General features: G+C 63.6%; 21 protein-coding genes. 9 read left to right on the top strand and 12 right to left on the bottom strand.

Annotated elements, in window-relative coordinates; genetic code table 11:
- The first annotated feature begins 109 nt into the window (after window positions 1-109).
- Complete coding sequence (locus O3297_RS06570; protein ID WP_305048112.1) at window positions 110-1,609, top strand: MFS transporter; 1,500 nt, start codon at window positions 110-112, stop codon at window positions 1,607-1,609.
- A gap of 114 nt (window positions 1,610-1,723) precedes the next feature.
- Here O3297_RS06570 and O3297_RS06565 read toward each other — a convergent pair whose 3' ends face one another.
- The 3 genes from O3297_RS06565 to O3297_RS06555 all read right to left on the bottom strand — a co-directional run bounded on the left by O3297_RS06565 (window position 1,724) and on the right by O3297_RS06555 (window position 4,631).
- The gene (locus tag O3297_RS06565; RefSeq protein WP_099393563.1) at window positions 1,724-2,260 is read right to left on the bottom strand and encodes a CPBP family intramembrane metalloprotease; all 537 of its coding nucleotides are present in this window, start codon (window positions 2,258-2,260) and stop codon (window positions 1,724-1,726) included.
- An 87-nt stretch (window positions 2,261-2,347) separates the two neighbouring features.
- Window positions 2,348-3,928 (bottom strand): methyl-accepting chemotaxis protein, encoded by a 1,581-nt coding sequence (locus tag O3297_RS06560; RefSeq protein WP_092604814.1) that lies wholly within the window; start codon window positions 3,926-3,928, stop codon window positions 2,348-2,350.
- Between the two features lie 268 nt (window positions 3,929-4,196).
- Window positions 4,197-4,631: a hotdog fold thioesterase gene (locus tag O3297_RS06555; protein ID WP_305048111.1), complete on the bottom strand. Its 435-nt coding sequence runs from the start codon at window positions 4,629-4,631 to the stop codon at window positions 4,197-4,199.
- Between the two features lie 143 nt (window positions 4,632-4,774).
- On the opposite strand from O3297_RS06555, the gene lpxO reads away from it, so the two are divergent.
- From lpxO to fdx, 6 genes are all read left to right on the top strand, one after another.
- Complete coding sequence (gene lpxO, locus O3297_RS06550; protein ID WP_034787360.1) at window positions 4,775-5,674, top strand: lipid A hydroxylase LpxO; 900 nt, start codon at window positions 4,775-4,777, stop codon at window positions 5,672-5,674.
- Window positions 5,675-5,804: 130 nt separating this feature from the next.
- A complete protein-coding gene (locus O3297_RS06545; protein ID WP_217495272.1) occupies window positions 5,805-6,260 on the top strand; it encodes a MarR family winged helix-turn-helix transcriptional regulator in 456 nt (151 codons plus the stop codon).
- Window positions 6,261-6,374: 114 nt separating this feature from the next.
- Window positions 6,375-8,777: a glucose/quinate/shikimate family membrane-bound PQQ-dependent dehydrogenase gene (locus O3297_RS06540; RefSeq protein WP_370385387.1), complete on the top strand. Its 2,403-nt coding sequence runs from the start codon at window positions 6,375-6,377 to the stop codon at window positions 8,775-8,777.
- Window positions 8,778-8,914: 137 nt separating this feature from the next.
- On the top strand, window positions 8,915-9,328 hold the full coding sequence (locus tag O3297_RS06535; protein WP_305048110.1) for a DUF6331 family protein: 414 nt from the start codon (window positions 8,915-8,917) through the stop codon (window positions 9,326-9,328).
- 43 nt (window positions 9,329-9,371) lie between these two features.
- Window positions 9,372-10,004 (top strand): carbonic anhydrase, encoded by a 633-nt coding sequence (locus O3297_RS06530; RefSeq protein WP_034787358.1) that lies wholly within the window; start codon window positions 9,372-9,374, stop codon window positions 10,002-10,004.
- A gap of 100 nt (window positions 10,005-10,104) precedes the next feature.
- Window positions 10,105-10,437 (top strand): ISC system 2Fe-2S type ferredoxin, encoded by a 333-nt coding sequence (fdx, locus tag O3297_RS06525; RefSeq protein WP_034787357.1) that lies wholly within the window; start codon window positions 10,105-10,107, stop codon window positions 10,435-10,437.
- Between the two features lie 33 nt (window positions 10,438-10,470).
- Here the strand turns inward: fdx and O3297_RS06520 are convergent, their stop codons facing one another.
- Window positions 10,471-12,519: a M13 family metallopeptidase gene (locus O3297_RS06520; RefSeq protein WP_305048109.1), complete on the bottom strand. Its 2,049-nt coding sequence runs from the start codon at window positions 12,517-12,519 to the stop codon at window positions 10,471-10,473.
- Between the two features lie 242 nt (window positions 12,520-12,761).
- Between O3297_RS06520 and O3297_RS06515 the strand changes: the two genes are divergently transcribed.
- Window positions 12,762-12,998, top strand: a complete 237-nt coding sequence (locus O3297_RS06515; RefSeq protein WP_305048108.1) for a hypothetical protein — start codon at window positions 12,762-12,764, stop codon at window positions 12,996-12,998.
- Window position 12,999: 1 nt separating this feature from the next.
- Here the strand turns inward: O3297_RS06515 and O3297_RS06510 are convergent, their stop codons facing one another.
- From O3297_RS06510 to O3297_RS06485, 6 genes are all read right to left on the bottom strand, one after another.
- On the bottom strand, window positions 13,000-13,569 hold the full coding sequence (locus O3297_RS06510; protein WP_176375577.1) for a DUF1439 domain-containing protein: 570 nt from the start codon (window positions 13,567-13,569) through the stop codon (window positions 13,000-13,002).
- Between the two features lie 207 nt (window positions 13,570-13,776).
- A complete protein-coding gene (locus tag O3297_RS06505) occupies window positions 13,777-14,724 on the bottom strand; it encodes a hypothetical protein (protein ID WP_305048107.1) in 948 nt (315 codons plus the stop codon).
- 35 nt (window positions 14,725-14,759) lie between these two features.
- Complete coding sequence (locus tag O3297_RS06500) at window positions 14,760-15,203, bottom strand: hemerythrin domain-containing protein (RefSeq protein WP_034787351.1); 444 nt, start codon at window positions 15,201-15,203, stop codon at window positions 14,760-14,762.
- A 105-nt stretch (window positions 15,204-15,308) separates the two neighbouring features.
- Complete coding sequence (gene prsR / locus O3297_RS06495; protein ID WP_305048106.1) at window positions 15,309-16,664, bottom strand: PEP-CTERM-box response regulator transcription factor; 1,356 nt, start codon at window positions 16,662-16,664, stop codon at window positions 15,309-15,311.
- A gap of 17 nt (window positions 16,665-16,681) precedes the next feature.
- On the bottom strand, window positions 16,682-18,733 hold the full coding sequence (gene prsK, locus O3297_RS06490; RefSeq protein ID WP_305048105.1) for an XrtA/PEP-CTERM system histidine kinase PrsK: 2,052 nt from the start codon (window positions 18,731-18,733) through the stop codon (window positions 16,682-16,684).
- Window positions 18,730-20,118, bottom strand: coding sequence for a TIGR03013 family XrtA/PEP-CTERM system glycosyltransferase (locus tag O3297_RS06485; RefSeq protein WP_305048104.1), 1,389 nt, complete (start codon window positions 20,116-20,118; stop codon window positions 18,730-18,732). The genes prsK and O3297_RS06485 overlap by 4 nt, the downstream gene beginning before the upstream one ends.
- 204 nt (window positions 20,119-20,322) lie before the next feature.
- Between O3297_RS06485 and nadB the strand changes: the two genes are divergently transcribed.
- Window positions 20,323-21,936, top strand: a complete 1,614-nt coding sequence (nadB, locus tag O3297_RS06480; protein ID WP_070279521.1) for an L-aspartate oxidase — start codon at window positions 20,323-20,325, stop codon at window positions 21,934-21,936.
- 156 nt (window positions 21,937-22,092) lie between these two features.
- Here nadB and O3297_RS06475 read toward each other — a convergent pair whose 3' ends face one another.
- Window positions 22,093-23,460 (bottom strand): toxin-antitoxin system YwqK family antitoxin, encoded by a 1,368-nt coding sequence (locus tag O3297_RS06475; RefSeq protein WP_305048103.1) that lies wholly within the window; start codon window positions 23,458-23,460, stop codon window positions 22,093-22,095.
- Window positions 23,445-24,791 (bottom strand): toxin-antitoxin system YwqK family antitoxin, encoded by a 1,347-nt coding sequence (locus O3297_RS06470; protein ID WP_305048102.1) that lies wholly within the window; start codon window positions 24,789-24,791, stop codon window positions 23,445-23,447. Before O3297_RS06470 ends, O3297_RS06475 begins: the two co-directional genes overlap by 16 nt.

Below are 24,791 nucleotides of genomic sequence, written 5' to 3'. Positions count from 1 at the left end.
TCATCCCCCATTCAAGACATTTTTGTCCGATATGTTGATCAGTTTAGCCCATTTTTCTTTAATGATGGGCGCGCCATACTCGCCCCTCTTTCTTTCCTATCCGACGCCCATGCCCCATTCCTCACGTCTTTCACTCCTCCTGCAAGTGCTGGCCGCTTGCCTGACGGGCTTGCTGATTCCTCTGTGTTTCACGGGTCCGGCAGTGGCCCTGCCCGCCCTCGGCGCCGAATTGCACGGCAGCGCCGCCGCCCTGAACTGGGTCATCAATGCGTATATCCTCAGCTATGGCAGCGCCATGATGGTGGCCGGCAGCCTGACGGACATGCTGGGACGGCGCCGCGTCTGGCTGGCGGGGCTGGCGCTGTTTTGCGTGGCGACCCTGGCCATTGCCCACGCGCCATCGGTGGCATGGATCGCCGCGCTGCGCTTCGTGCAAGGCCTCGGCGGCGCGGCCGCATTCGCCGCCGCCATGTCGTCGCTGGCGCCATTGTTCCACGGCGCGGCGCGCAGCCGCGTGATGAGCGTGCTGGGCACGACATTCGGCCTGGGCCTGGCCTTCGGTCCGCTGGCGGCCGGCGCCATGCTGGCACTGGCCCGCTGGCCCGCCATCTTTTACGCCACGGCCGCGCTGGGCGCCATCGGCATGCTGCTGGTATGGAGCAGCGTGCCGGCCGATCCGGCGCGCGGCAAGGGCCGGCTGGACTGGCCCGGCGCCCTCAGCTTCACCGCCGCGCTGGGCCTGTTGACCCTGGGCATGCTGCTGGCGCCCGAACATGGCTGGCGCAACGGCGCCGTGCTGCTGTCCGTCGCCTCGTCCATGCTGCTGTTTCTCGCCTTTGGCGCGATCGAGCGCAGGACGGCGCGGCCCATGCTGGATTTGTCGCTGTTCCGCCAGCGCCGCTTTGTCGCCGTGCAAGTACTGGCCGCCTCGCCCGCCTTCCTGTTCATCGTGCTGATCGTCATGCTGCCGGGGCGCTTCATCGCTATCGACAACATGTCCGCGCTGGCCGCAGGCCGTTTGATGATCGCCCTGGCCGCGCCATTGCTGCTCGTGCCCCTGCTGGCGGCGCTGCTGTCGCGCTGGGTGGGGAGCGGCGCCCTGTGCGCGGCGGGATTGCTGCTGGCCGCGGCGGGCCTGGCCTGGCTGGCGCAGGTGCTGGGCGGCGGTGACGCTGGCACCTTGGCCGGCCCCCTGCTGCTGATCGGCGTGGGCATCGGCTTGCCGTGGGGCTTGATGGATGGCATGGCCCTGAGCATGGTGGAAACGGAGCGGGCCGGCATGGCGACGGGTATCTTCAATACCGTGCGCGTCAGCGCCGATGGCGTGGCGCTGGCCCTGGCGGGCGCCGTGCTGGCCGGCCTGATCGGTGCAGCGCTGGCGCGGCAACTGCCGGCAGGCCTGCCCGTGCTGGCCGCGGCCAGCCGCGCCGCGCTCGGCGATCTCCAACAGGCGACACAGCTGCTGGGCGGCCAGGAAACGCTGCTGCGCGCCAGCTATGACGCCGCCTTCCGTCAGCTGCTGAACGGCCTGGCGGTACTGGCCGTGGCGCTGGCGGCGCTGGTGCCGTATTTGCTCAGGAAGGAAGAAAAGCGCCTAACAAAACCGTAGCGAGCGGAAGGTAGAGGTGGTCGAGAAGCGTAACCGTACTTGAGTACGGGGGCGCCGAGCCGGTGAGCATCGCAGGCCGCCTATACCGACGCGCAGTAGGTTTTGGAAGGTGCTTTAGGCGTCGAGGCCGTAAAACACGGCCACCAGGATGGCGATATTGTTGCAGGCGCGCGCAAACGTCGTTGTTGCGTAGGCAACGGCCACACTGGGGCCGCGGTAGCGCAGGTAGACAAAACTGAACATGGCGCCCGACCCCAGCGCGACGATGGCATGCAGCAAGCCGCCGCTGATGAAATGCACGATGGCCCACAGGATGGTGCCGATAAAAATACTCAGCTGGCGGCTTGCGCCCAGGCGCCGGAGGATTTCCAGCGGCAGCAGCTGGCCAAGGAAGGTTTCCAGGATGGGTGAATAGATGACGACCCAGAACACCAGCAGGGGCAGCGACATTTCGCGCTTGAACTTGGACAGCCCCGTGTGTGCGCCCCAGTATTCGGGCGGCAACAGCCATTTGGTCACAAACAGGATGGTAAAGCACAGCATGCAGGTGAGCAAACCCCAGCCGAGGCCGGCAAGGGCCAGCTGCAGCACGGGCGGCGCCGGTTTGTCGTCGTCCGGGCTGGATAGATCATGGCTGCGGCGCACTTGCATGAGAAGTCCTGGCGTTGATCCAGCTCTCATTGTAGCGCGGAATACGACTATTGGCGCATGGCGCGCCGTGCTGCCGCGCTCTCGGCATCAAGCGGCCAGGCGCAGCGGTCCGTTGGCCGGCTTGGCCAGTTTGAAGATGCCCACTTCCTGTTCCAGCTGCGCCGCCTGCTGCTGCAATTCCTGCGCGGCGGCGGCCGCCTGCTCGACCAGGGCCGCGTTTTGCTGGGTCACGCGGTCCATGTCGACGATGGCGCGGTTGACTTGCTCGATGCCGGCGCCCTGCTCCTGCGTGGCGTGGCTGATCTCGGCCATGATGCCCGTCACCCTGCCGATGCCGGCCACCACGTCGTGCATGGTGACGCCGGCCTGCTCGACGAGCAAGGTTCCGGTACCCACCTTGCTGACGGAATCGTCGATCAGGGCCTTGATTTCGCGCGCGGCGGCGCTGGACCGTTGCGCCAGGCTGCGCACTTCCGTGGCGACGACGGCAAAACCGCGTCCCTGCTCGCCGGCGCGCGCCGCTTCCACTGCCGCGTTCAAGGCCAGGATATTCGTCTGGAAGGCGATGCTGTCGATCACGCCGATGATGTCGACGATCTTGTTCGACGAGGCATTGATCAGGCCCATCGTATGCACCACTTCGGCCACCGCCTTGCCGCCCTGCTCCGACACCTTCGACGCTTCGCGCGCCAGGCGGTTCGCTTGCTGGGCGTTGTCCGCATTCTGGCGCACGGTGGAAATCAGTTCTTCCATCGATGACGCCACCTCTTCCAGCGAGCCGGCCTGCTGCTCCGTGCGCTGCGACAGGTCGCGGTTGCCCGTAGCGATCTCGGTCGAGGCCATGGCGATGCTTTCCGTGCCGTGGCGCACCTTGCCGACGATGGCGGCCAGGTTGTCGCGCATGGTCTTGATGGCAAACAGCAGGCTGCTGTCGTCGCCGTGGCGCGTGTGCACGTCGATGGCCAGTTCACCGAGCGCGATGCGCCCGGCAATCGAGGCCGCATACGCCGGTTCGCCGCCCAGCTGGCGCAGCAGGCCGCGCGTGATGACGGTGGCCACGGCAATGCAAATGAGCACGCTGAGCGCGGCCAGCACGCCGATCCAGCGCAGCGACTGGCCGTAGATGGCGCGCGCGGCCACGCTGGCCTGCTCCGATTCGCGCTGCACGTTTTTCAGCACCGTATCGATATCGGCGACGATCTGGCGCCGCAAAGGGCTGCACTCCTCGACGAGGAAGGTGCCATACTGCTCCATCTGTCCCGTGGCGCGGAACTGGCGCGGACGCTGTAATTCCCGCGCCATGGTTTTCAATCCCGTGCTGACTTTCTCGAATTGCGCATCGCCGGCGAACTGCGGCGCCAGGCGGGCCAGCGCTTCCAGGTACAGCGCCTTCTGGCTGTCGAGGATGGCCAGCTCTTTTTCAGCGGCCGCCTGGTCATGGAAGATATACGCATTGCGGGCAGCCAGGCCCGTCTGGTCGAGCGCTTCGCGCGCCACGTACAGGGGTTCGAGTTTTTCCAGTTGTACTTTTTCTTGCGCGTCCATGGCGCCGGAGATGGCGGCTATGCGCAGCAGTGCGAAGGCAGCCAGCACCAGCATGAGCAGCACCAGCAGCCCGAAGCCTGCGCTCAGGCGCGCGCCTATCGTCAAACGATTGAATGACATCATTGTTGTTATTGCCCTGTAATAAAGTTGATTGTTGCTGGTTATCTAAAAACCAGCGATCTGCTCGCCGTCGTGTTGCCGTTCCTGCATGGCGCAGGATGGGTCTCTAACTGGCGTTTTTTGGGCAGTCAGCTTCTAATTTCAGGCAATGCAGGCGCGCGGGACATACCCTCACGCCCTACAACAGCACACTGAATTATAAGCGAACAGCGTTATTTATGATTCCACGCGCTCGCTTTTAATGCCTTGACGCAAGTCAAGATGGGACGTATCAGCCCGCGCCCGGGGCATCGATGACAGCCATGGTGATGCGCGAAATGCAGCACAGTTTTCCGTCACCATCGGTGATGCGGATTTCCCAGACCTGGCTGGTGCGACCCCGGTGGACCGGCGTGGCGCGGCCCGTCACATGGCCGCCACGCACGCCGCGCACGTGGTTGGCATTGATTTCCTGGCCCACGCTCACCTGCCGGCTGGAATCGAGGCAGGCATTCGCGGCCATGCTGCCCAGGGTTTCGGCCAGCAGCACGGAAGCGCCGCCATGCAGCAGCTTGAATGGCTGCATGGTGCGGTGGTCGACGGGCATGGTCGCTTCGATCCAGTCGGGACCGAAGGCCGTGAATGCGATACCCAGGTGGCGCATGGCCGTGCCCTCGCTGGCGGCGTTGAGGGTGGCCAGGTCGAGCGGTGCGTGCCAGATTTCCATTGTTACCTCGTGTCAGTGTGGAGAACAGCCATTGTAGGACAGAGCTCTCCCGTGCGCCGCTTCATCTTTCCTTCACCGTGGCCCGGGGTGGCGATGGCATTAACTGGTTATAATTGCCCCATTCTTAAAAAACGAGGTTGTGTATGAAGTGGGCCTTGCTGGGCATTTTTGTGTTTTCCGTTTTACATATTCATTTTCGTGGCAAGGTGCGCCTGCCGTTTCGCCGCCAGATCTTCGATCATTCCTCGTTCATGGCGCCGCTGAACCTGTTCATGCACACCTTTTCCAAGGTGCCGGCCACGCCATACCTTTCTGTCGATCAATTCCCGGAACTGGCGCCGCTGCAGCAGAACTGGCAAATCATCCGCGATGAAGCGCTGCGCATGCAGGAAATGAAAAAGATCAAGGCCGCGGAAAAGAACAATGACGTGGGTTTCAATTCCTTCTTCAAGTATGGCTGGAAGCGTTTCTACCTGAAATGGTATGACGCGAACCACCCGTCGGCACAGCAGATGTGCCCGCAAACCTATGCGCTGCTGCAATCGATTCCCTCGATCAAGGCGGCCATGTTCGCGGAACTGCCGCAAGGCGGCAAGCTCAACCCGCACCGCGACCCGTTCGCCGGCTCCCTGCGCTACCACCTGGGCTTGCAGACGCCAAACGACGACCGCTGCTTCATCGACGTCGATGGCGAACGCCACAGCTGGCGCGACGGCCAGGCCGTGATGTTCGATGAAACGTATATCCACTGGGCCCGCAACGACGCCGACAGCGACCGCATCATCCTGTTCTGCGACATCGAGCGCCCGATGCGCTACCGCTGGGCGCAAGGCTTGAACCGCTGGCTGGGCCGCACCCTGATGACGGCCGCCGCCTCGCCGAACGAACTGGGCGACCAGGTGGGCGGCGTGAGCAAGCTGTTCCAGATTTCCTGGACCATGGGCCAGTACCGCCGCCGCTTCAAGGCGTGGAACAAGACAGCCTACCAGGTCACCCGCGTGGCGCTGGTGGTCGGCATCATCGCGCTGATCTATTTCATTTAAGCACTGGCTTCACCCAAAAAAAACCGCCTTCGGGCGGTTTTTGCATTTCCGGCCGCCTGGAAAAATGCATAGCCTGCTATGTTCATCAAAATTATGATAGCATGCTATATTCTTTTCACCGGGGATGTTCGTGATCGACTTCCAGAAAGAGCAGTCCGCAGGCCACATGACGAGCCGGGCTGCACGCCTGTTTGCCAGGGTCATCGAGCGCAAGCTCAAGCTGATCGGCATGGCGCCGGGCCAGTTGCCCGTATTTTACGAACTGGCAAATGGCGCGCAGCTGACGCAAAAAGCACTGACCGTGGCCGCTGCCGTCGAGCAGCCGACCATGGCAGCCACGCTGGCGCGCATGGAACGTGACGGCCTGGTCAGCCGCCAACCCGATCCCAGCGATGGACGCAGCAGCCTGTTCGGCCTTACCCCGGCCGCATTACAGCAGTCGCCCCTGATCAAGGAAGCGATTCATGCCAGCAACCGCGAAGCCCTCGCCGGTTTCAGCGCCGAGGAAGAACACGCCTTGCTGGACATGCTCAGCCGCATCATCGCCAATCTCGACAGCAAATCCACCACGCCAAACCCGGGCTGAGCATCCCGCCAGCGGGCGGACGCTCACCCCTCGCCCAACGGGGGAACCGAGTCTTGGCTATTCAGCATCACCGGGCGGCGCCTGGCCGCCCGGTCAACAATAAAAGGAATCATCGTGAACCCTTCCAGTTCATCCACACCCGCAACGCGGGATCAAGCAGCGTCGCCGCTGCGCTACCTGCCAGCCGTGCTGCTCATCTTGTCCGGCCTCTTCCTCGCTATCGGCGGAGCCTACCTCGCGTACCTGGGCGGCAGCTGGTTTTACCTGCCGATGGGCATTGCCACGTTCGCCTCTGGTGTACTCGTCTGGCGGAGCAAGCCGGCCGGCGCCCTGCTGTTCGGTGCCGCCTTTCTCGTTGCCCTGATCTGGGCCCCCATCGACGCGGGCTGGAACTTCTGGCCCCTGGTGTCGCGCCTGTTCGTCTTCGGCGTGCTGGCATGCCTGGTAGCCCTCGCCTATCCCGGCTTGCGCCGCGCCACCGGCGTGCCGGCTGGCAAAGGCGCCTTCGCGCTGGCGGGCCTGATCGCCGTCTGCCTGGCCATCACGGGCGTCAATTTCTTCCTGCCCAAGTCCGTCATCGAAGCGGATGTGGTGGCGGGCGTGACGCCGGTCGCTCCCGGCGCGCAGCAGAAAAACTGGCTGCACTGGGGTAACACCACGGCCGGCAACCGCTTCGCCGCCCTGGACCAGATCAACAAGGGCAACGTCGGCCAGCTGAAACTGGCCTGGACGGCGCACACAGGCGACATCCCGCAAAGCAATGGTTCCGGCGCGGAAGACCAGAACACGCCGCTGCAAGTGGGCGATACCCTGTACGTCTGCACGGCCTACGGCAAGGTCGTGGCGCTGGACGCCGATACGGGCGCCGAGCGCTGGAAATACGACCCGCAAGGTTCCGCGCCAAACTGGCAGCGCTGCCGCGGCCTGGGCTACCATGAAGCGCCCGCCGCGCAGCCGCTGCCGGCCAGCGCCTCCCGCGACGCCGCCCCGGCCGCCTGCCGCAAGCGCATCTTGCTGCCGACCATCGATGCGCGCCTGATCGCGCTCGACGCGGCTACCGGTGAGCCTTGCGCCGATTTTGGCGAGCACGGCACCGTCGACTTGAAGGTGGGCATGGGCGAAGTCAAGCCCGGATACTACCAGCAAACATCGACGCCGCTGATCGCGGGCGACCTGGTCGTCGTTGGCGGCCGCGTGGCCGACAACTTCTCCACCGGCGAGCCGCCCGGCGTGGTGCGCGCGTTCGACGTGCGCAGCGGCGAACTGGTATGGGCCTGGGATCCGGGCAACCCTGCCATCACGAAACTGCCGCCGCAAGGCCAGACCTACACGCGCGGCACGCCGAACGTCTGGTCGGCCATGTCGTACGACGCCCAGCTGGACACCGTCTACCTGCCTACCGGCAATGCCACCCCCGACTTCTTCGGCGGCACGCGCACGGCGCTGGACGACAAGTACAGCTCGTCCATCGTTGCCGTCAACGCGAAAACGGGCAAGGTGCGCTGGACCTTCCAGACCACCCACCACGACCTGTGGGACTTCGACTTGCCGGCCCAGCCGCTGCTGTACGACATTCCCGACGGCAAAGGCGGCACCCTGCCCGCGCTGGCGCAAGTGACGAAACAAGGCGAAATCTTCCTTCTCAACCGCGTGACGGGCGAGCCCATCGCGGCCGTGGAAGAGCGTCCCGTACCGCAAGGCAAGGTGCCTGGCGAGCGCTATTCGCCCACGCAGCCGTTTTCCGTCGGCATGCCGTCGATCGGCAACGCCACCTTGCACGAGTCCGACATGTGGGGCGGCACCGTGTTTGACCAGTTGCTGTGCCGCATCGAATTCAAAGGCATGCGCCACGAAGGCGTTTACACGCCGCCAGGCCTCGACCGTTCGCTGCAGTTCCCAGGCTCGCTGGGCGGCATGAACTGGGGCAGCGTCTCCGTCGACCCGACCACCAACTACATGTTTGTCAACGACATGCGTTTGGGCCTGGCCAACTACATGATCCCGCGCGCCGCCATTCCGAAGGGTGCCAGCGGCATCGAGATGGGCGTCGTGCCGCAGGAAGGTACGCCGTTCGGCGCCATGCGCGAACGTTTCCTGTCGAAAGCGGGCATTCCCTGCCAGAAGCCGCCGTTCGGCACCATGTCGGCCATCGACCTGAAAACCCGCAAGCTCGTGTGGCAGGTACCGGTCGGCACGGTGCAGGATACGGGTCCGATGGGCATCCGCATGAAAATGCCGATTCCCATCGGCATGCCGACCCTGGGCGCGTCGATGTCGACGCAGTCCGGCTTGCTGTTCTTTGCCGGCACGCAGGATTTCTACCTGCGCGCCTTTGACAGCGCCACCGGCAAGGAAATCTGGAAACAGCGCCTGCCCGTGGGCAGCCAGTCCGGCCCGATGACGTATGTCTCGCCGAAAACGGGCAAGCAATACATCGTCGTCAGCGCCGGCGGCGCGCGCCAGTCGCCGGACCGCGGCGACTACGTGCTGGCATACGCCTTGCCTGACAAGAAGTAAGCGGCAATACAGTGCACACACAAAACCGCCTTCGGGCGGTTTTTTCATGCCTTGCTGCATGGTGTGCCAACTGCCGCCGCGCTTGCGGTACGATGGCGCCTCTATCAGACAGTCACCGCGCATGCGGGAAAGCAAACATGACGGAACGCGACCATCAATACGATATCCAGATTGCCGAAGACGCATGGATCGAGCACATCGACCTCGGCGAGCGCTATGCGCAAGCCGTCGGCATCGACGAGCACCTGGAGGGGCTGTGGCCGCTGATCTGCCGCCTGGAAACCTATTGCGCCGCCGGCTGTTGCGGCATCGATGCCTTCGATTTCACGCGTTCAGGCATCGCCGCGGCGCTGCTTGAGCTTGATCCCGCGCAACTGCATGCCGCCTGCGCACAAGCCCGCGGTGCCGTGGCAGCGGCCGCCAGCGACGTCTTCATGAGCAACACGATGAATCACATTGGCGATAAACGCGTGTTCCTGCAATTGATCGAGCATCTCGATCGCTGCATTACGGGGCCCCAAACCGGCCAGCCGGCAAGCCAGCCGCGCTGACATCGGCGATAATACGGGCTCACACCACTCTCTTCTTTTATTTATGCGCGACATCATTGCCGGATTTCTACGTTTCCAGAAGGAAGTCTTTCCTGAACGCCGAGAGTTGTTCAAGACACTGGCCACGGGACAGACGCCCAAGGCCTTGTTCATTTCCTGTTCCGACAGCCGCATGGTGCCGGAACTGGTGACGCAGCGCGAACCTGGCGAACTGTTCGTGATTCGCAACGCGGGCAACATCGTGCCCTCGTTTGGCCCGGAACCGGGCGGCGTGAGCGCGTCCGTCGAATTTGCCGTTGCGGCCCTGAATGTGACGGACATCGTCATTTGCGGCCATTCCGATTGCGGCGCGATGAAGGCCATCGCCACCTGTACCTGCCTCGATCACATGCCGGCAGTCAAGAACTGGCTGCGGCACGCGGATGCGGCGCGCATGATCAATGAATCGATCGAGCATGCCACGGAACAGGACCGCATCGACGGCATGGTACGCGCCAATGTCGTGGCGCAACTCAACAACATCCGCACACACCCCTCGGTAGCGCTGGGCATCACGCAAAAGCGCCTGACCCTGCATGGCTGGGTGTATGACATCGAAAATGGCTCACTGGACGCGCTCGACGAGGCTACCGGCCAGTTTGTCCCGCTGGCGGAACATCCGGCATCGAAGATGTAAGCGCAGAAAGCCCCCGTTCAGGCGCAACATTGCGCTTGACCTTATCAAGGCGGGAAGGTTCAAGGTAGCGGTATTCAAGCGACATCAAGGAGAATCCCGCATGCCAAAAATTACCGTCCTGCCCCATCCCGAGCTGGCCCCCGACGGCGCCGTGTTTGACGCGCCGCAGAACATGAGCATTTGCGACGCATTGCTACTCAACAAGATCGACATGGAACACGCGTGCGGCCAGGTCGGCGCCTGTTCCACCTGCCACGTGGTCGTGGTGCAGGGTTTCGATACGCTCAACGAACTGGGCGACAATGAGGAAGATATGCTCGACCAGGCCTGGGGTTTGCAGCCCCATTCGCGCCTGTCCTGCCAGGCCCGCCTCGCCCAGGAAGACCTGACGGTGGAGCTGCCCAGGTACACGCTCAACCACGCCAAGGAATAGTCCGCGGCGTGCTTGCCCAACTGCCCTACCTGCTTACCACATGATCACGCGCTGCTCCGGCGGCAGATACATCGGGTCGCCTGGCTTGATGCCGAACGCTTCATAGAAACCGGGCTGGTTCTTGACCGTGCCCTTGGCGCGGAATTCGCCCGGCGAATGGGGGTCGCTCTTGATCTGCGCGATGGCCGCTTCGGGACGCAGTTTCGCGCGCCATTTCTGCGCAAAGCCGATGTACAGGCGCTGCTCGCCCGTCAAGCCATCGATGACTGGCGAAGGCTTGCCGTTCAAGGAACGCTGGTACGCCTTGTAGGTGATCGACAGGCCGGAATTGTCGCCGATGTTTTCGCCCAGGGTCAGTTCGCCATTGATGTGGTAGCCCGGCACGGGGCTGTAGGCGCCGTACTGCTTGACGAGGCCGGCGGCCAAGGCTTTGAACGCCGTGCGGTCCTCCGCCGTCCACCAGTTGCGCAGACGGCCCTTGGCGTCGTACTGGCTGCCGGAATCGTCGAAGGCATGGCTGATTTCATGGCCGAAGGTGATGCCCAGCAAGCCGTAGTTGACGGCATCTTCCGCCTTCACGTTGAAGAATGGCGGCTGCAAAATGGCGGCCGGAATCGTGATGGCGTTGAGCGACGGGCTGTAGCTGGCGTTCACGGTTTGCGGCGTCATCGACCATTCGTCGCGGTCGACCGGCTTGCCCAGCTTGGCCAGGTTTTGCTGGCGGCTCCAGGCGCGCGCGGCGCGCACGTTGGCGATCAGGTCATTCGGCTGCGTCTGCATGCTGCTGTAGTCGCGCCAGGTAGCGGGATACGCGATCTTCGGCTTCAAGGCTGCCAGCTTGAGCTGGGCTTCCTTCTTGGTTTCCGGGCCCATCCAGTCGAGCTGCTCGATGCCATCCTTGAACGAGGCGACGAAATTGTCGAACATGGCCATCACGCGGGGCCGGGTTTCCGGCGGCAGATACATTTCCACGTAACGCTTGCCGACGGCGTCGCTGATGGCGCCATCCGTGAAGCGCAGCGCCAGTTGCCACTGCGGTTCGCTTTGCGGCACGCCGCGCAGCACCGTGCCGTCGAAGGCGAAACGCTCCTTGACCGTAGCGCTGTCCAGGAAGGAGGCATAGCTTTCGATGATGCGCCAGTTCAGATAGCTCTTCCAGGATTCCAGCGGCACGGCGGCCACGGTCTCGGAAAAGCCTGTCATGAAGCTGGGCTGGCGCACCACGGCCGAGGAGGCCTTCGGCGCCAGGCCGGCGGCCGTAAAGTAGGCGTTCCAGTCGAAGGCCGGCGCCAGTGCCGCGAATTTGTCGAAATCGACGCGGTTGTACGATTTGACGGGGTCGCGCATCTGCACGCGCGTCCACTGCACCGCCGCCAGGCGCGTTTCGAGGTCGAGGATTTGCGCCGCGTGTGCGGCAGCGGCCTTGTCGCCGCTCATGGCCAGCATGGTTTCGATATGCTTGAGGTATTTGGCGCGCACGGCTTGCAGCTTGGCGTCGTCCTCCTTCAGGTAGTAATCGCGGTCAGGCAAGCCCAGGCCGGACTGGCTGATGTTGACCGTGTAGCGCTCGGGGTCTTGCGCATCGGGTGCCACATAGGCGGAAAACGGCGTGGCAACGCCATTGCCTTGCAGGTAGGCCAGCAGCGCCGGCAAGTCTTTCTTGTCCTTGACGGCGGCGACGCGGGCCAGTTCGGCGCGCAGGGGCTTGAAACCGGCCGCATTGCGCGCCTTGTCGTTCATGAAGCTCGTGTACAGGTCGGCGATCTTGTGCGCTTCGCTGCCGGGCTTGCCGGGGTTCTTGACGGTGGCATCGATCAGGCCGCGCAACTGGCCCTGGGCGATTTCACGCAATTCGATATACGTGCCCCAGACGGATTTGTCGGCCGGGATTTCCGTATTGCGCGTCCAGACGCCGTTGACGTAGCCGTAGAAATCATCCCTGGGGCTGACCGCAGGGTCCAGGGTTTTCAGGTCGATGCCGGAGACGGGCGCGGCGGCGGTAGCGCCTTGCTGGGCGTACAGCGCGGGCGAGGAGAAGGCGAACAAGGCGCAGCAGGCGGCGCTGATGAGTGAGCGTTTCACGAAGATTCCTTTAATTGTTTTAACTTCATGTTGGGGAACATGCTGTGTCCAGGCATGAGAGGCAGGATTATAGTCGGCCTGCTTGTGGGGCAACAATGGCGGTTGAACAACTCCTGTGATCCGATGTTCGCTGAAGCACGCCTCAAGCCCGCGCCGATGATCAGCAAATGTTACCATCTAGCAATAGCCATACCTGTCGCTCGCCACATCTTTTTGCCTGGCTCTTTAACTGGAGACGTTTGATGCAGGAATTCAGATTCAATATTTTCGGCACGCTGATTGGCGTCCGGGAGAGTCAGGGCGCCTGGCGCGCCTGCTATCTCGGTGCGGAAGGCAAGCGCAGGCCCGCCGATTTCATTATTCCGGACGATATTCACGCCGATGCGCTGTGCGAGTACCTGGCTGACCTGTTTCACGAAGAGGCGACGCCGCGCAATAACACGGCAACGCAAATCGGCGCGCCCGCGTTCGAGGCCTAGCCTACTTCACCGGCTCGAACGTCACGGTCAACCCATTGCCCGTGGTGCGGATCTGCGTGGGCACGAATTGCACGCCCGCATAGCGCAATTCGTCGGGTTTGAACGTATAGATCGGCGTTTCGTGCATGAGCTGGTCGGCCACCAGGCTGGCCACCTTGGCGAACTGGCGTTGCTGCGACTCGTCCATGCCATCGATGGCGACCTTGTCCACGCTCGCTTCGCTCAGGTAGACGGCGTTGCGCTGGGCGTCGAGCACGAGGCGGCCCGACATGGCCAGGCTGCCGCGCCAGCTCTGGCGGATAAAGGGCGGCAAGACGCTGGCGTCCACGCTGAGGGCAACCCGTTCGCGCTCGGGCTGCAGCGACAGTTGCGGGTGGGTCAGTTTGACATCCAGCACGGACAGCACGCGCTTGTCGATGGGAAAGCGGCGCTCCAGGCCTTGCTGCATCTTGCTCAGCGACACATTCACGTCGCGCGGGCCGATCAGGGTGGAACACGAGGCCAGCACGCTGCAGGCAAAGGCAGCGATGGCGGCGGTTTTCAGCAAGGGACGCAGGGCGGTCACATTCATGGATAGTCTCGGTGGAAAGATCGCGCCATCTTACACATGGACCCGCTTCAACACAAACGGCGCCCGGCTTGCGGCGGGCGCCGTTTTTTTTACGTCAACGTCTTATTAATGCACGAACAGGGCGATCAGTATGACGATGGGCAATGGAATGCCCAGCAGCAGCAAGAGGATGGAACGCATGGCAGTCTCCTAGATTAAATCGGTGAATTAAATGGTCACATGGCGCAGCACGCGCTCATGGTCGCGCTGGCGGCCGCCAAACGTTGCCGCCAGGCTGGCCACGAAAGCGCCCAGCAACAAGGCGACGAACATCCACAGCGCCGTGTGGGCACCGGCCTTGCGGGCCGTTTCAGCCGCTTGCTGAGCGGCAGCCTTGGCATCGGCGGCAGCCTTGGCGGCGCGGGCGTAGACGGCGTCGACGCGCGCTTCCGCTTCAGCCTGCGTCAAGCCCGTGCGGCTGGCCACGACCTGGCCCAGGTAGGCGCGGTCATCTGCGGCCAGGCTGCCCGTGGACAGGCCGGTGGCGAAGATCTTGCCGATTTCCACGCGCTGCTCGGCGGTGCTGGCATTGGCCGCAGGCGCCGCCAGGGTGCCGGTGGCAGTGGTAGCCGGTGCAGCAGGCGCGGCGCGCAGCAGCATGTCCGAGAAATAGTCGAGCGGATTGGCGCCGCTGCCCTCGCCTTGCTTGGCGCCAGCAGCGCCAGCAGCACCTGCGCCCGCTGCCGCTGCGGGGGCTATGGCAGCCGCCACGCCGCTGCCCGCGTCGATGGCGCCGCTCAGCACGGCGCGCGTGCCGCCGGCCAGCACGGCCACGGTGATCAGGGTGGCCACGGCCCAGGCCAGCAAGCCGTGGGCCGTATCGCGGAAATGCACCTCATCCGTGTGGATGGAACTCCATTTCACGCGCAGCCGGCCCGCCATGTAGCCGCCGATGCCGGACGCGGCCAGTTGCATGAAGGCCAGCCAGGCGATGGTCGACACGCCGATGGCTGTCGCGTTGAACGACCACGGCGACACGGACGACAGGCCCAGGCCCACGCCGAGAATCAGCAAAATGAAGGACAAGGCGGCAGCAGCGGCTGCGCCCGCCAGCACGGCGCCCCAGGATACGCCCGGATTGTTCAGGTCCGACACGGACAATTGTGTAGCTTGCATGGAATACTCCCTTGGTTGTTGATTTTTTAAGCCGCTCAGGCGGCGACGCCCGTCAGCTGTTCCTTGCGCGCGGCCATTTCCTTGCCCAGCGCGTCGAGGTCGACGGCCGTATGGCGCACTTTGGGAAACATGTCGCCCTCTTCTTCCTTGACGTGGTGCTCGATCTGCTCGGACAGCACCTTGACCTTGGCGTCGTACAGGTCGTCGGCGGGGTCCATCGCGGTAATCTGCGCGATGAGCTCCTTGGCGCTCGCGTGCTCGACGACGGCTTCATCCATCAGGTCGCCGTCATGGATCGGGCGGCGCACGGCCGGGTAGAAGATTTCTTCTTCCAGCTGCGTGTGCACGGTCAATTCCTGGCAGATCTGGTCGGCCAGTTTTTTCTTGGTGGCAAAGGAGCGGTCGCTCAGGTTCTCATACTGCGCAAACAGGGCCTTGACGGCCTTGTGGTCCTTCATCAATAAATTGATCGCGTTCATAACCCCTCCTTGTTGTTGATGAGGCTAGGATGCGCCGTGACGGCGCCAGCGTATGTGCGACGCCATACACAATCTTGATATTTAATCCATATCAGTATCCCGCAGCTACTTGATGCCGTGATGGCCCATCAAGTCATACAGGGTGGGCCGGCTCACGCCCAGCAGTTCGGCCGCCTTGGCGATATTGCCGTCGGCGCGGGCCAGCGCGCGCACCATGACCTTGTACTCGGCCGCTTCGCGGGCCTGACGCAGATTGATGGATTCGTCGGCGGGAGCGGCCTGGGCGCTGGCGGGCAAGCCCAGGTCGTCGGCCGCGATCTGCGGCCCGTCGCTCATGATGACGGCCCGCTTGATGCAGTTTTCCACTTCGCGCACATTGCCGGGCCAGCCGTAGCTTTCGATCAGCTGCAGCGCGCCGGCGCTGAAATGCAGGTTGCTGCGGCCTTCGCTGGCGCAGAACTTGTTCTTGAAATGCTGCGCCAGCAAGGTGCAATCGCCGGCCCGCTCGCGCAGCGGCGGGATGCGCAAGACGATTTCGCTGAGCCGGTAAAACAGGTCTTCGCGGAAACGCCCCTGTTCCGCCAGCACTTTCAGATCCTGGTGCGTGGCACAGACGATGCGCACGTCGATGGCGATCTCGGCACGGCCGCCCACCCTTTCGATCACTCTTTCCTGCAAGAAGCGCAGCAATTTCGCCTGCAGCGCCATCGGCATGTCGCCGATTTCGTCGAGAAAGAAGGTGCCGCCATGGGCCAGTTCGATCTTGCCCAGGGTTTGCCGGGCCGCGCCCGTAAACGCGCCCCGCTCATAACCGAACAGCTCGCTTTCCAGCAAGTTTTCCGGGATGGCCGCGCAATTGATGGCCACGAAACGTTGCGCATGGCGGCTCGACAGCGCATGCAAGCCCCGCGCAATCAGTTCCTTGCCGCTGCCCGAGTCGCCCAGCAGCATCACGCTGGCCGACGAGGGCGCCACTTTTTCCACGCTGCGGCACAGTTTCAGCATGCCCGGGTCGCGGCTGACGATGCCGGCCAGCGGAGAATCCGCCTGCGTCTGCAGCATGCGGCGGTTTTCCTGCTGCATCGCGTGCAGATAAAACGCGCGGGCAATGACCAGGCCCAGCATGTCGGCCTCGAACGGTTTCTGGTGAAAATCGTAGGCGCCCAGCGCGATGGCTTTCAAGGCATGCGCGCGCTCCTGATTGCCCGACAGGATGATGACTTTCGTGTCCGGCGCCAGCGCAAGGATTTGCTGCAAGGTGGCGAGGCCTTCCGTGGCACCGTCCGGATCGGGCGGCAAGCCCAGGTCCATCGTCACGACGGCCGGCTGGTGGCGCCGCACCAGCGCCAGCGCCGCCTCGCGCTCGCCCGCCAGCAAGACATCGTAGCCGTCAAAACTCCAGTGCAACTGCTTTTGCAGGCCGGGATCGTCTTCGATGACCAGCAGTTTTTGCTTGCCCATGGCACCCCACTCCTTTGCTATGCCGCATGCAGCGGCAGGATCACGCGAAACGTCGTGCCCACCTGCGGCTCGCTGCGCACTTCCAGGCTGCCGCCCACTTCGCGCAGGTATTCGCGGCTTTCGAACACGCCGATGCCCATGCCTGCCGTCTTGGTCGTGTCGAACGGTTTGAACAGGCGCTCGCGGATGAATTGCTCGCTCATGCCCTGCCCCGTATCGTCGAGCTCGACAACGGCCGTGTGCTCTACGCGCCGCAGCCGCACGGCCACCTTGCCATCGCTGGCCGTGGCCTCGATGGCGTTCTGGATCAAGTGGCCCAGCACCCGTTCCAGCCGCGCGCGGTTGGCCAGCACCGTCAGTTCGCCATCGACGATTTCCAGCCGGGGCGCCGGCGCCAGGCTGGCCTTGGCCGCCACGGCCTGGCGCAGCAAGCCGTCGAGCTGCAGCGGCGCCGGTGCTTCCGGCGCCTCGCCGCGCGCCAGTTTTTGCAGCAAGGTCTTCATTTTCTGCACGGAATGGTCGAGGGTGCCCAGCATGTCTTCCTGGAAGGCGGGATTGGCGCGGTGCTTTTCCGCATTGCTCAACAGCAGCGACAACTGGAACACCAAATTCTTGAGATCGTGCACGATGAAAGTGGACATGCGGTTGAACGAGTCGAACTGGCGCGCCACCGTCAGGGTATCGAGCGACTCGCGGTGCGCCAGGTAGCTGGCGGCCTGGCTGCCGGCAATTTTCAGCACGTCGCGGATTTCCCAGTTCAAGCCGATGCGCGTGCGGGGCCGCGCCAGTGCGACAAAGGCGAACAGCTGGCCATGCAGCATCAGGGGCACCAGCAGCCACACGTCGGGCAGCGTCAGCAGCGCGGGCGGCAAGCGCAAGCCGCCGTACTGGTGCGGATTTTGCTGGCAATCGGGCACGTCGATCACCCAGAGTCTTGCCTCCAGAAACTGGCACAGGGGACCGGACGCCGGCTCGCTCCACGTGCCCGGCGGCCAGTTCCAGCTGGCGGCCGGGGCAAATTGCCCCTGTTCGCGCAAGATCCACAGCGCGCCGGCGCGGCTTTCCACCAGCTGCGCCATGGCCTGTATCGTGCGTTCGCCCAGCGCCGGGCCATCCTCGGACAGCGCGCGCGTAAATCGCAGCCATTCCTCGCGGTAATCGAAGATGGCATTGTAAAAATGTTTATTGATCGTCACCTTGAGCTTGGCGCGCAGGCTGCCGGAAAACAATACGCCCGCCAGCAGCAGGGCCGCGCCGCCCAGGTAAGCCATCTGCATCAGGGAACCCCAGGTGCCGCCGAAATAGCGCAAGTAATAGGCGCTGGCCGCCATGGCCAGCAGGTAGATGGCCGAGCCCAGCAAGGCAGCCGAGCGGTACAGCATCTGGCGCGAGACGGACAGGCCCAATGCCCAGCCCGGATTGCGCGCGGCAGAGACGGCCAGCAGCGGCGCACACAGGGCGTCGACGATGCCGCGCGCCGCCCAGATATCATCGTTGACCGTGCGAAACAGCAAGGCGTCGCTGTAAAGATAGAAATCGTAGGCGAACAGCCCGCCTACGCCCAGGCAGGCAAACTTGATGCCCCAGCGTTTCAACGGTGGCGTGTTGCGGTACCACTGTTCCACCAGCAACATGCCCAGCACGGCCAGCAGCAAACGGCAGACACTGGCAATGATGCGCGCAGGCAATGGCAATGCCAGCCAGGATGAGGCCAGGGAGAACAGCCAGGGCGCCAGCGCCGTGAGGGCGATGCCGGCCAGCACGAGGCGCAGGCGGGGCCGCGACGGTTCGATCAGCAGCAGCAAAAATACCAGCCAGGCCAGGGTGCGCAGCAGTTCCAGCGCGTCGCCGGCCAAGGCGGTGCGCTGTCCCAGCAGCACCAGCACCACCGCGCCCGTGGCCCAGCCGCCCGTCGCCAGGCAAGCGACCAGCAAGGCGCGCACGTTTTGGCGCGCGCGCCAGTTGCTGATGAGCAGCAGCGCCAGCACGAAGAAAGCCAGCGACGCCAGGCCATGGCTGAGGGCCGCCGCGTCGGCCGCCGCCAGCCAGTCCGACTGCGCCCGTATCATCGGCTGCCCTTGCCAAACAGCACTACCTGCACCGTGTCGAGCAGGATCAGCAAGTCGAGGAACAGGCTATTGTTCTTCACATAATACAAATCGTATTGCAGTTTGTTCACCGCATCGTCGACGGAAGCGCCATATTGATAGCGCACCTGCGCCAGGCCCGTGATGCCCGGCTTGATGCTGTGACGAATGTTGTAGTACGGCACCTGCTCCTTCAGTTGCTCGACAAAATAGGCGCGCTCTGGGCGCGGGCCCACGAAACTCATCTCGCCGCGAAACACATTGAGCATTTGCGGCAGCTCGTCGATTCGCAGCTTGCGGATCAGCTTGCCCACACGCGTGATGCGCGCATCGTTGTCCAGCGCCCAGATGGGCTTGCCATCGCGCTCCGCGTCGCAGCGCATGCTGCGAAATTTCAGCACGTTGAATGGCAAGCCGTCGCGCCCTACCCGCTCTTGCTGGTAAAACACGGGGCCGCCATCTTCCAGGCGGATGCACAGGGCCGTCGCCAGCATCACGGGCAGCGCGGCCAGGCAGATGACGCCGCTGGCGGCCAGGTCGAACAGGCGCTTCGAGGCGGCGCGGAAAAAGCTCTGGTCGAAGCCGCCGCCATAGATCAGATAGCTCGGTTGCAGGGAATCGATGCGGATCTGGCACGCTTCGCGCTCGAAAAACGTGGCCGCGTCGATCACCTTGACGCCGCCCAGCGCGCATTCCAGCAGTTGCTTGGCAGGAAACGCGCCATTGCGCCGGTCGCTGACGGATACGACGATCTCATGCGCGGCATGGCGCTGGGCCATGGCCAGCAGCGACGGTTCGGCCGGCAGCAAGGCCGAGGCCGGCACGCAGCAGCGCTCGCCCGCCACATCGATGCAGCCGACCACCGTAAACTGGTGGAAACCGATCTTGCTCGCCGCCAGCTCCATGCATTCGCGCGCCACCGCCCCGCCGCCCACCAGGATCAGCCGGCCTTCCATCAGCGCCGATTGCGAGGATTTGAACACCACCAGGCGCGCCAGCAGCACGCCGATGGCGCCCAGGCCGAAGATCAGCACGCTGCCGCGTCCGAAATGCAAGGAAGGAATAAAACGGATCAGCACGCTCAGCACGGCAAAACCCAAGGCGAACGACGGCAGGATGCGCAATAAGGTGTTGCGGATATCTTCGCGCGAGCGGTGCTGGTACATGCCCAGCGCACTCATGCTGAAAACGATGACCAGGGCAAAGATCGAGGAAGACAGGTAAACCTCGCTCACCCGCAGCACGCGGCTGCCATCCGCCAGCCACAGCAGTGACGTCAGGGTGGCCGACAGCAGCAGGATCATGATTTCCAGCAACAGCAAGATAAACGCTGTTTTCGAGACATAATGGCTGAAGATGCGGATCATGGGGCCTCCTGCGGCAATGGCGGCACGCCGCGCACAGGGCGGCTTGCCACCGGTCTTGCCATCATGGCGAACTGTTCCACGAAGACATTGATACGCCACAAGCTACGGCCCCAGCTATCTTTCACTGGCAGAATTTATCTCAACACATTACCGATTGATGTGAAATGGACTATAGTATGCTTCCCCTGAAAAAAGATAAATGTCATGAAATTTGATGTAGCGATTGTCGGCAGTGGCCTGGCGGGTTTATCGGTTGCACTGCATTTAGCTGAGACGCGCACCGTCGCGATCATTTCCAAACGCGCGCTGCTCGATGGCGCCAGCAACTGGGCGCAAGGCGGGATCGCGGCCGTGCTGGACTCGGGCGACAGCCACCAGCAGCACATCGAAGACACCCTGATCGCTGGCGGCGGCCTGTGCGACGAGAGCGCCACGCGCTACATCGTCGAGCACGGCCGCGAAGCCATCGAATGGCTGATCGAGCAAGGCGTGCCGTTTACGCGCGACGCTACGGCCGAGCTGGGTTTCCACCTGACCCGCGAAGGCGGACACAGCCAGCGCCGCATCATCCACGCGGCCGACGCCACCGGGCATGCCGTGCAAGTAACGCTGGAAGAAAAGGTGCGCGCCCACCCGAACATTACGCTGTTCGAACACCATTGCGCGATCGACCTGATCACCTCCGACAAGCTGGGCATGAAGCCCACGCAGCGCAATGCCCAGCCCCATTGCCACGGCCTGTACGTGCAGGATGAGCAAACGGGTAAAGTGCTGACGTTTGCCGCCGAGCACACCGTGCTGGCCACGGGCGGCGCCGGCAAGGTGTATTTATATACAACGAATCCCGACACGGCCAGCGGCGACGGCATCGCCATGGCCTGGCGCGCCGGCTGCCGCGTGTCGAACATGGAATTCATCCAGTTCCACCCCACGTGCTTGTACCACCCGTATGCGAAATCGTTTTTGATCACCGAAGCCATCCGTGGCGAAGGCGGCTTGCTGAAACTGCCGCCGGAAGCGGGCGCTGCGGCCGGCCAACGCTTCATGCTGGCCCACGACGAACGGGCCGAACTGGCGCCGCGCGACGTGGTGGCGCGCGCCATCGACTTCGAGATCAAGAAACGCGGCCTCGATTACGTGCACCTGGACATCAGCCACAAGCCGGCCGAATTCCTCATCGAACACTTCCCCACCATCTACGCGCGCTGCCTGGAACTGGGCATCGACATCACCAAGCAGCCTATCCCCATCGTGCCCGCCGCCCACTATACGTGCGGCGGCGTCGTGACGGATCTGGCGGGCCGGGCCGACTTGCCGGGCCTGTATGCGGTCGGCGAGACAGCCTGCACGGGCCTGCATGGGGCGAACCGCCTGGCGTCGAATTCCTTGCTGGAATGCATCGTCATCGGCCGCGCCTGCGCGCAAGACATCGAAAGCAAGGAAAAGCTGGGCACGCCATACCTGCCCGACTGGGATGAAAGCCGCGTCACGGATGCGGATGAGGAAGTGGTGATTTCCCACAACTGGGACGAGCTGCGCCGCTTCATGTGGAATTACGTGGGCATCGTACGCACGACCAAGCGCCTGGAACGGGCCCAGCACCGCATCGCGCTCTTGAAGGAAGAGATCGACGAGTACTACCGCAACTTCCGCATCACCCACGATTTGCTGGAACTGCGCAACCTCGTCGACGTGGCCTCGATGATCGTCAACAGCGCCCTGTCCCGCCGCGAAAGCCGCGGCCTGCACTTCAGCCGCGATTATCCGGAAACGTTGCCGAAGGCGATCGCCAGCGTGCTGACGCCGCCGCATAGGTAATGCTGTGCCTCAGCCCTAGCCGTGAGCCGATAGCATTACTGAACCCACAGGCAAAGGGCCGGGGTCAGACCCGGCGGGGGAATGTGCTCCAATGGGGCACATTCCGATCACGCAGGGACTGACCCCAGACCTTGCCTTTGGGCTAGATTACGCTCCTCACTGCTTCGGCATCTCAAATTCGATGCCATCTTCCGTATAGGAAAACTTCGCGGACGCCCCCGTACACGCCCCCTGCGGCTCGTCCGCCACATAGCGGCACTCGCTTTCCACACTGCCATCTTCGCGCCAGTGCCGCGTCCAGCCCTGGCGTTCGCCATCCACGTACTCGATCAGCTGCCTCGGCTTGCCATTCGCATACCAGGAACGCAGCGCGCCCTCCTCGCGGCCGCCCTCGTTCCACAGTTTGTGCACGATCAATACGCCCGTCCGGCTGAAACGCTGTGTGCTGCGCAAGACAAAGTGGCCGCTGTGCGTGCGCTTGATGGCGACTTTACCGTCCGGATAGTATTCGACGCTCTCGCCGACTGGCTTGCCGTCAACGTAGTTGGCGGTGCGCTGCACCTTGCCATCCGGGAAGTAGCGGGTGCTGGGCCCCGTCATGATGCCGTTGTCATGCCGGCTGCGGCTTTCCACGGTGCCATCCGGATAGAACAGCAGCAGCTCGCCATCCGTCCGGCCCTTGACCTGGGTCGTGCGCGTGCGCAGCTTGCCGTCCTTGTCGAACGTTTCCACCACACCATCGGCGCGGGCGCCGTTGCGGTAGGTGCGCGACTCGAGGAGCTTGCCATTCTGGTGATAAGCCTGTTCCTCACCCTCCTGCACGCCATTGCGCCACGTGTTGCGCATGGAAACCTTGCCGTCCGGGTAATACAGGGTCTGCACCCCCTCCCGCAAGCTGCGTCCATCGCGCGCCACCTGCATCTCGACTTGTCCATGCGGGTAATACATGCTGTAGTTGCCCACCAGCTTGCCACGCAGATAATCGGGATCGTTGACCTGGCCAATCAGCCGCTTCGGCTCGCCTTCGCGCACATGATAGATCTCGACTTGCCAGGTGCCCGGTGTCTTGCCGGGTGGCAGCGGCAGGACCAGCGCATAGCGCGCCTCTTCCATCACTTCGCCGCGCGACAGGTTGTGGTTCAGGTAGAGCCGCGCCTTGCCATCGGCACAGTGCGCATCGCAGCCGCGCAGCATATGGATGAGGGGAATGGCCTCGGCCTCGGCCCCAGTCCGGCCGGGCGCCGGGCAGGCGCGCAGGCGCACGAGCAAGGGGTTCTTGTCGCGTATCATGTTGGCCAGCTCGGCCTTCATGACGCCATACTGCTCCTCGTTCAGTCCGACTGACGCCGCATCCATGCGCAGCTGCCGTCCGCCGCAGCCCGTGTCCTCGTCCACGGTCAGGATATCGCCGCTGCCAGGCGCGGCCGTGATCGCCGTGATCACCTGGCGCTGCACGATCTCGGCGTGGGCCAGCGCCGGCAACAGCAGCATGGCGCCAAACAGATGCTTCACAGTGCGCGCCATGCCTGCTCCTTGCGCTGCAATTCCGGCGCTGGTGGCGCGTCACCGCATGCGCCCTGGGCCTTGCCAGCCACATACCGGCATTCGCTCTTCAAGCTGCCATCCTCGTGCCAGCTGCGGCTCCAGCCGTCGCGACGGTCGTTCACGTACTGGATGGCTTGCTCGGGCTTGCCGTTCTCGTACCACGAGCGCGACGTGCCTTGCTCGCGCAACTTCGCATCCCAACGTCTTTCCAGTACCAGCACGCCTTGAGGGCTGTAGCGCTGGATGCTCAGCAATCCACCGTCATCGCCATACTGCTGGCGGGTTTGCACCTTGCCATCCGGATAAAACTCCAGCGCTTCCCCGACCGGTAGATCGTTGCGCTGCGTCATGTTGCTGTGTATGCTGCCATCAGGATAGTAATCCGTGGTGCTGCCATTGAACTTGCCCTTGCTCACTTGCGTGCGGTTCGACAATTTTCCATCGGGAAAATACGAGAGCAGTTCGCCTTCCATGCGTCCATCGCGCAGCACATAACTGGTGCTCAGCTTGCCATTTTCGTCAAACGTCTGCACGGGACCGTCAACGCGCTTGCCATCGCGGTACACGCTGGCCTCGCGCAGCTGGCCCGTGGCGTGATATTGCTGGTGCGTGCCTTCCGGCAAGCCATGACGCCAGTTGCCACGCGATTCCAGGCTGCCATCCGCACGGTACAGGCTGGTAACGCCATCCTGCCGGCCCTGCCCATCCTGCGCCACCTGTTTCTCGATCTTGCCGTCGGGGTAATACGAGACATAGCCGCCCACCAGCTCGCCCTGCGCATAGTCGGCGCGGTTGACCTGGCCCGACAGGCGCAGCTTGTGCCCCGCCACGCTGACAATTTCCACCTTCCACGTGCCCGGCAGCTTGCCTTTCGGCAAGGGCAACAGCAGCACATTCGGTGCGTTTTCCTGCTCGATGGGGTAGAAACGTTCATGCAGGTACAGCCGCGCCCGGCCATCGGCGCAGGCGGCCGGCGTGCAGGCGGCGATCTGGCGCACGATGGGCACGCTCGCATCCTCCGGGCATTTTTTCAGGGTGACGAGCATGGGCGTCCTGGCGCGCATGCGTTCAGCAAGCTGGACTTTCAGCGCCTCGTACGGCGCCTCGTCCAGGTTCACCGAGCGGGCATCCATGCGTATCTGCTTGCCGCCGCAGGCCGTCGTGCCGGCGATCGTGAACACATCGCCGCCTTCGCTGTCCTGCTCGGCGGCGATGGCTGTCAGCACCTGGCGCTGCACGATTTCCGCCTGCGACAGCGCGGGCCACAGCAAGGAAGCGCCAAGCAGCGCGCAGAGGGTCTTGATTTTCAT

The organism is Janthinobacterium sp. SUN128, from assembly GCF_030587275.1.
GTDB classification, from domain to species: domain Bacteria; phylum Pseudomonadota; class Gammaproteobacteria; order Burkholderiales; family Burkholderiaceae_D; genus Janthinobacterium; species Janthinobacterium lividum.
The sequence above is the reverse complement of the archived record's forward strand: the minus strand, read 5'-3'. Positions and strand labels throughout refer to the sequence as shown.

What these genes read in the sequence shown, in the direction of transcription:
- O3297_RS06565 (WP_099393563.1), bottom strand. Translation starts at nt 2,260, where the DNA reads ATGCAAGTGCGCCGCAGCCATGATCTATCCAGCCCGGACGACGACAAA.
- O3297_RS06570 (WP_305048112.1), top strand. Translation starts at nt 110, where the DNA reads ATGCCCCATTCCTCACGTCTTTCACTCCTCCTGCAAGTGCTGGCCGCT.
- O3297_RS06505 (WP_305048107.1), bottom strand. Translation starts at nt 14,724, where the DNA reads ATGCAAGCTACACAATTGTCCGTGTCGGACCTGAACAATCCGGGCGTA.
- O3297_RS06515 (WP_305048108.1), top strand. Translation starts at nt 12,762, where the DNA reads ATGCAGGAATTCAGATTCAATATTTTCGGCACGCTGATTGGCGTCCGG.
- prsR (WP_305048106.1), bottom strand. Translation starts at nt 16,664, where the DNA reads ATGGGCAAGCAAAAACTGCTGGTCATCGAAGACGATCCCGGCCTGCAA.
- O3297_RS06470 (WP_305048102.1), bottom strand. Translation starts at nt 24,791, where the DNA reads ATGAAAATCAAGACCCTCTGCGCGCTGCTTGGCGCTTCCTTGCTGTGG.
- O3297_RS06510 (WP_176375577.1), bottom strand. Translation starts at nt 13,569, where the DNA reads ATGAATGTGACCGCCCTGCGTCCCTTGCTGAAAACCGCCGCCATCGCT.
- O3297_RS06500 (WP_034787351.1), bottom strand. Translation starts at nt 15,203, where the DNA reads ATGAACGCGATCAATTTATTGATGAAGGACCACAAGGCCGTCAAGGCC.
- O3297_RS06530 (WP_034787358.1), top strand. Translation starts at nt 9,372, where the DNA reads ATGCGCGACATCATTGCCGGATTTCTACGTTTCCAGAAGGAAGTCTTT.
- lpxO (WP_034787360.1), top strand. Translation starts at nt 4,775, where the DNA reads ATGAAGTGGGCCTTGCTGGGCATTTTTGTGTTTTCCGTTTTACATATT.
- O3297_RS06485 (WP_305048104.1), bottom strand. Translation starts at nt 20,118, where the DNA reads ATGATCCGCATCTTCAGCCATTATGTCTCGAAAACAGCGTTTATCTTG.
- prsK (WP_305048105.1), bottom strand. Translation starts at nt 18,733, where the DNA reads ATGATACGGGCGCAGTCGGACTGGCTGGCGGCGGCCGACGCGGCGGCC.
- O3297_RS06560 (WP_092604814.1), bottom strand. Translation starts at nt 3,928, where the DNA reads ATGATGTCATTCAATCGTTTGACGATAGGCGCGCGCCTGAGCGCAGGC.
- fdx (WP_034787357.1), top strand. Translation starts at nt 10,105, where the DNA reads ATGCCAAAAATTACCGTCCTGCCCCATCCCGAGCTGGCCCCCGACGGC.
- nadB (WP_070279521.1), top strand. Translation starts at nt 20,323, where the DNA reads ATGAAATTTGATGTAGCGATTGTCGGCAGTGGCCTGGCGGGTTTATCG.
- O3297_RS06475 (WP_305048103.1), bottom strand. Translation starts at nt 23,460, where the DNA reads ATGGCGCGCACTGTGAAGCATCTGTTTGGCGCCATGCTGCTGTTGCCG.
- O3297_RS06555 (WP_305048111.1), bottom strand. Translation starts at nt 4,631, where the DNA reads ATGGAAATCTGGCACGCACCGCTCGACCTGGCCACCCTCAACGCCGCC.
- O3297_RS06535 (WP_305048110.1), top strand. Translation starts at nt 8,915, where the DNA reads ATGACGGAACGCGACCATCAATACGATATCCAGATTGCCGAAGACGCA.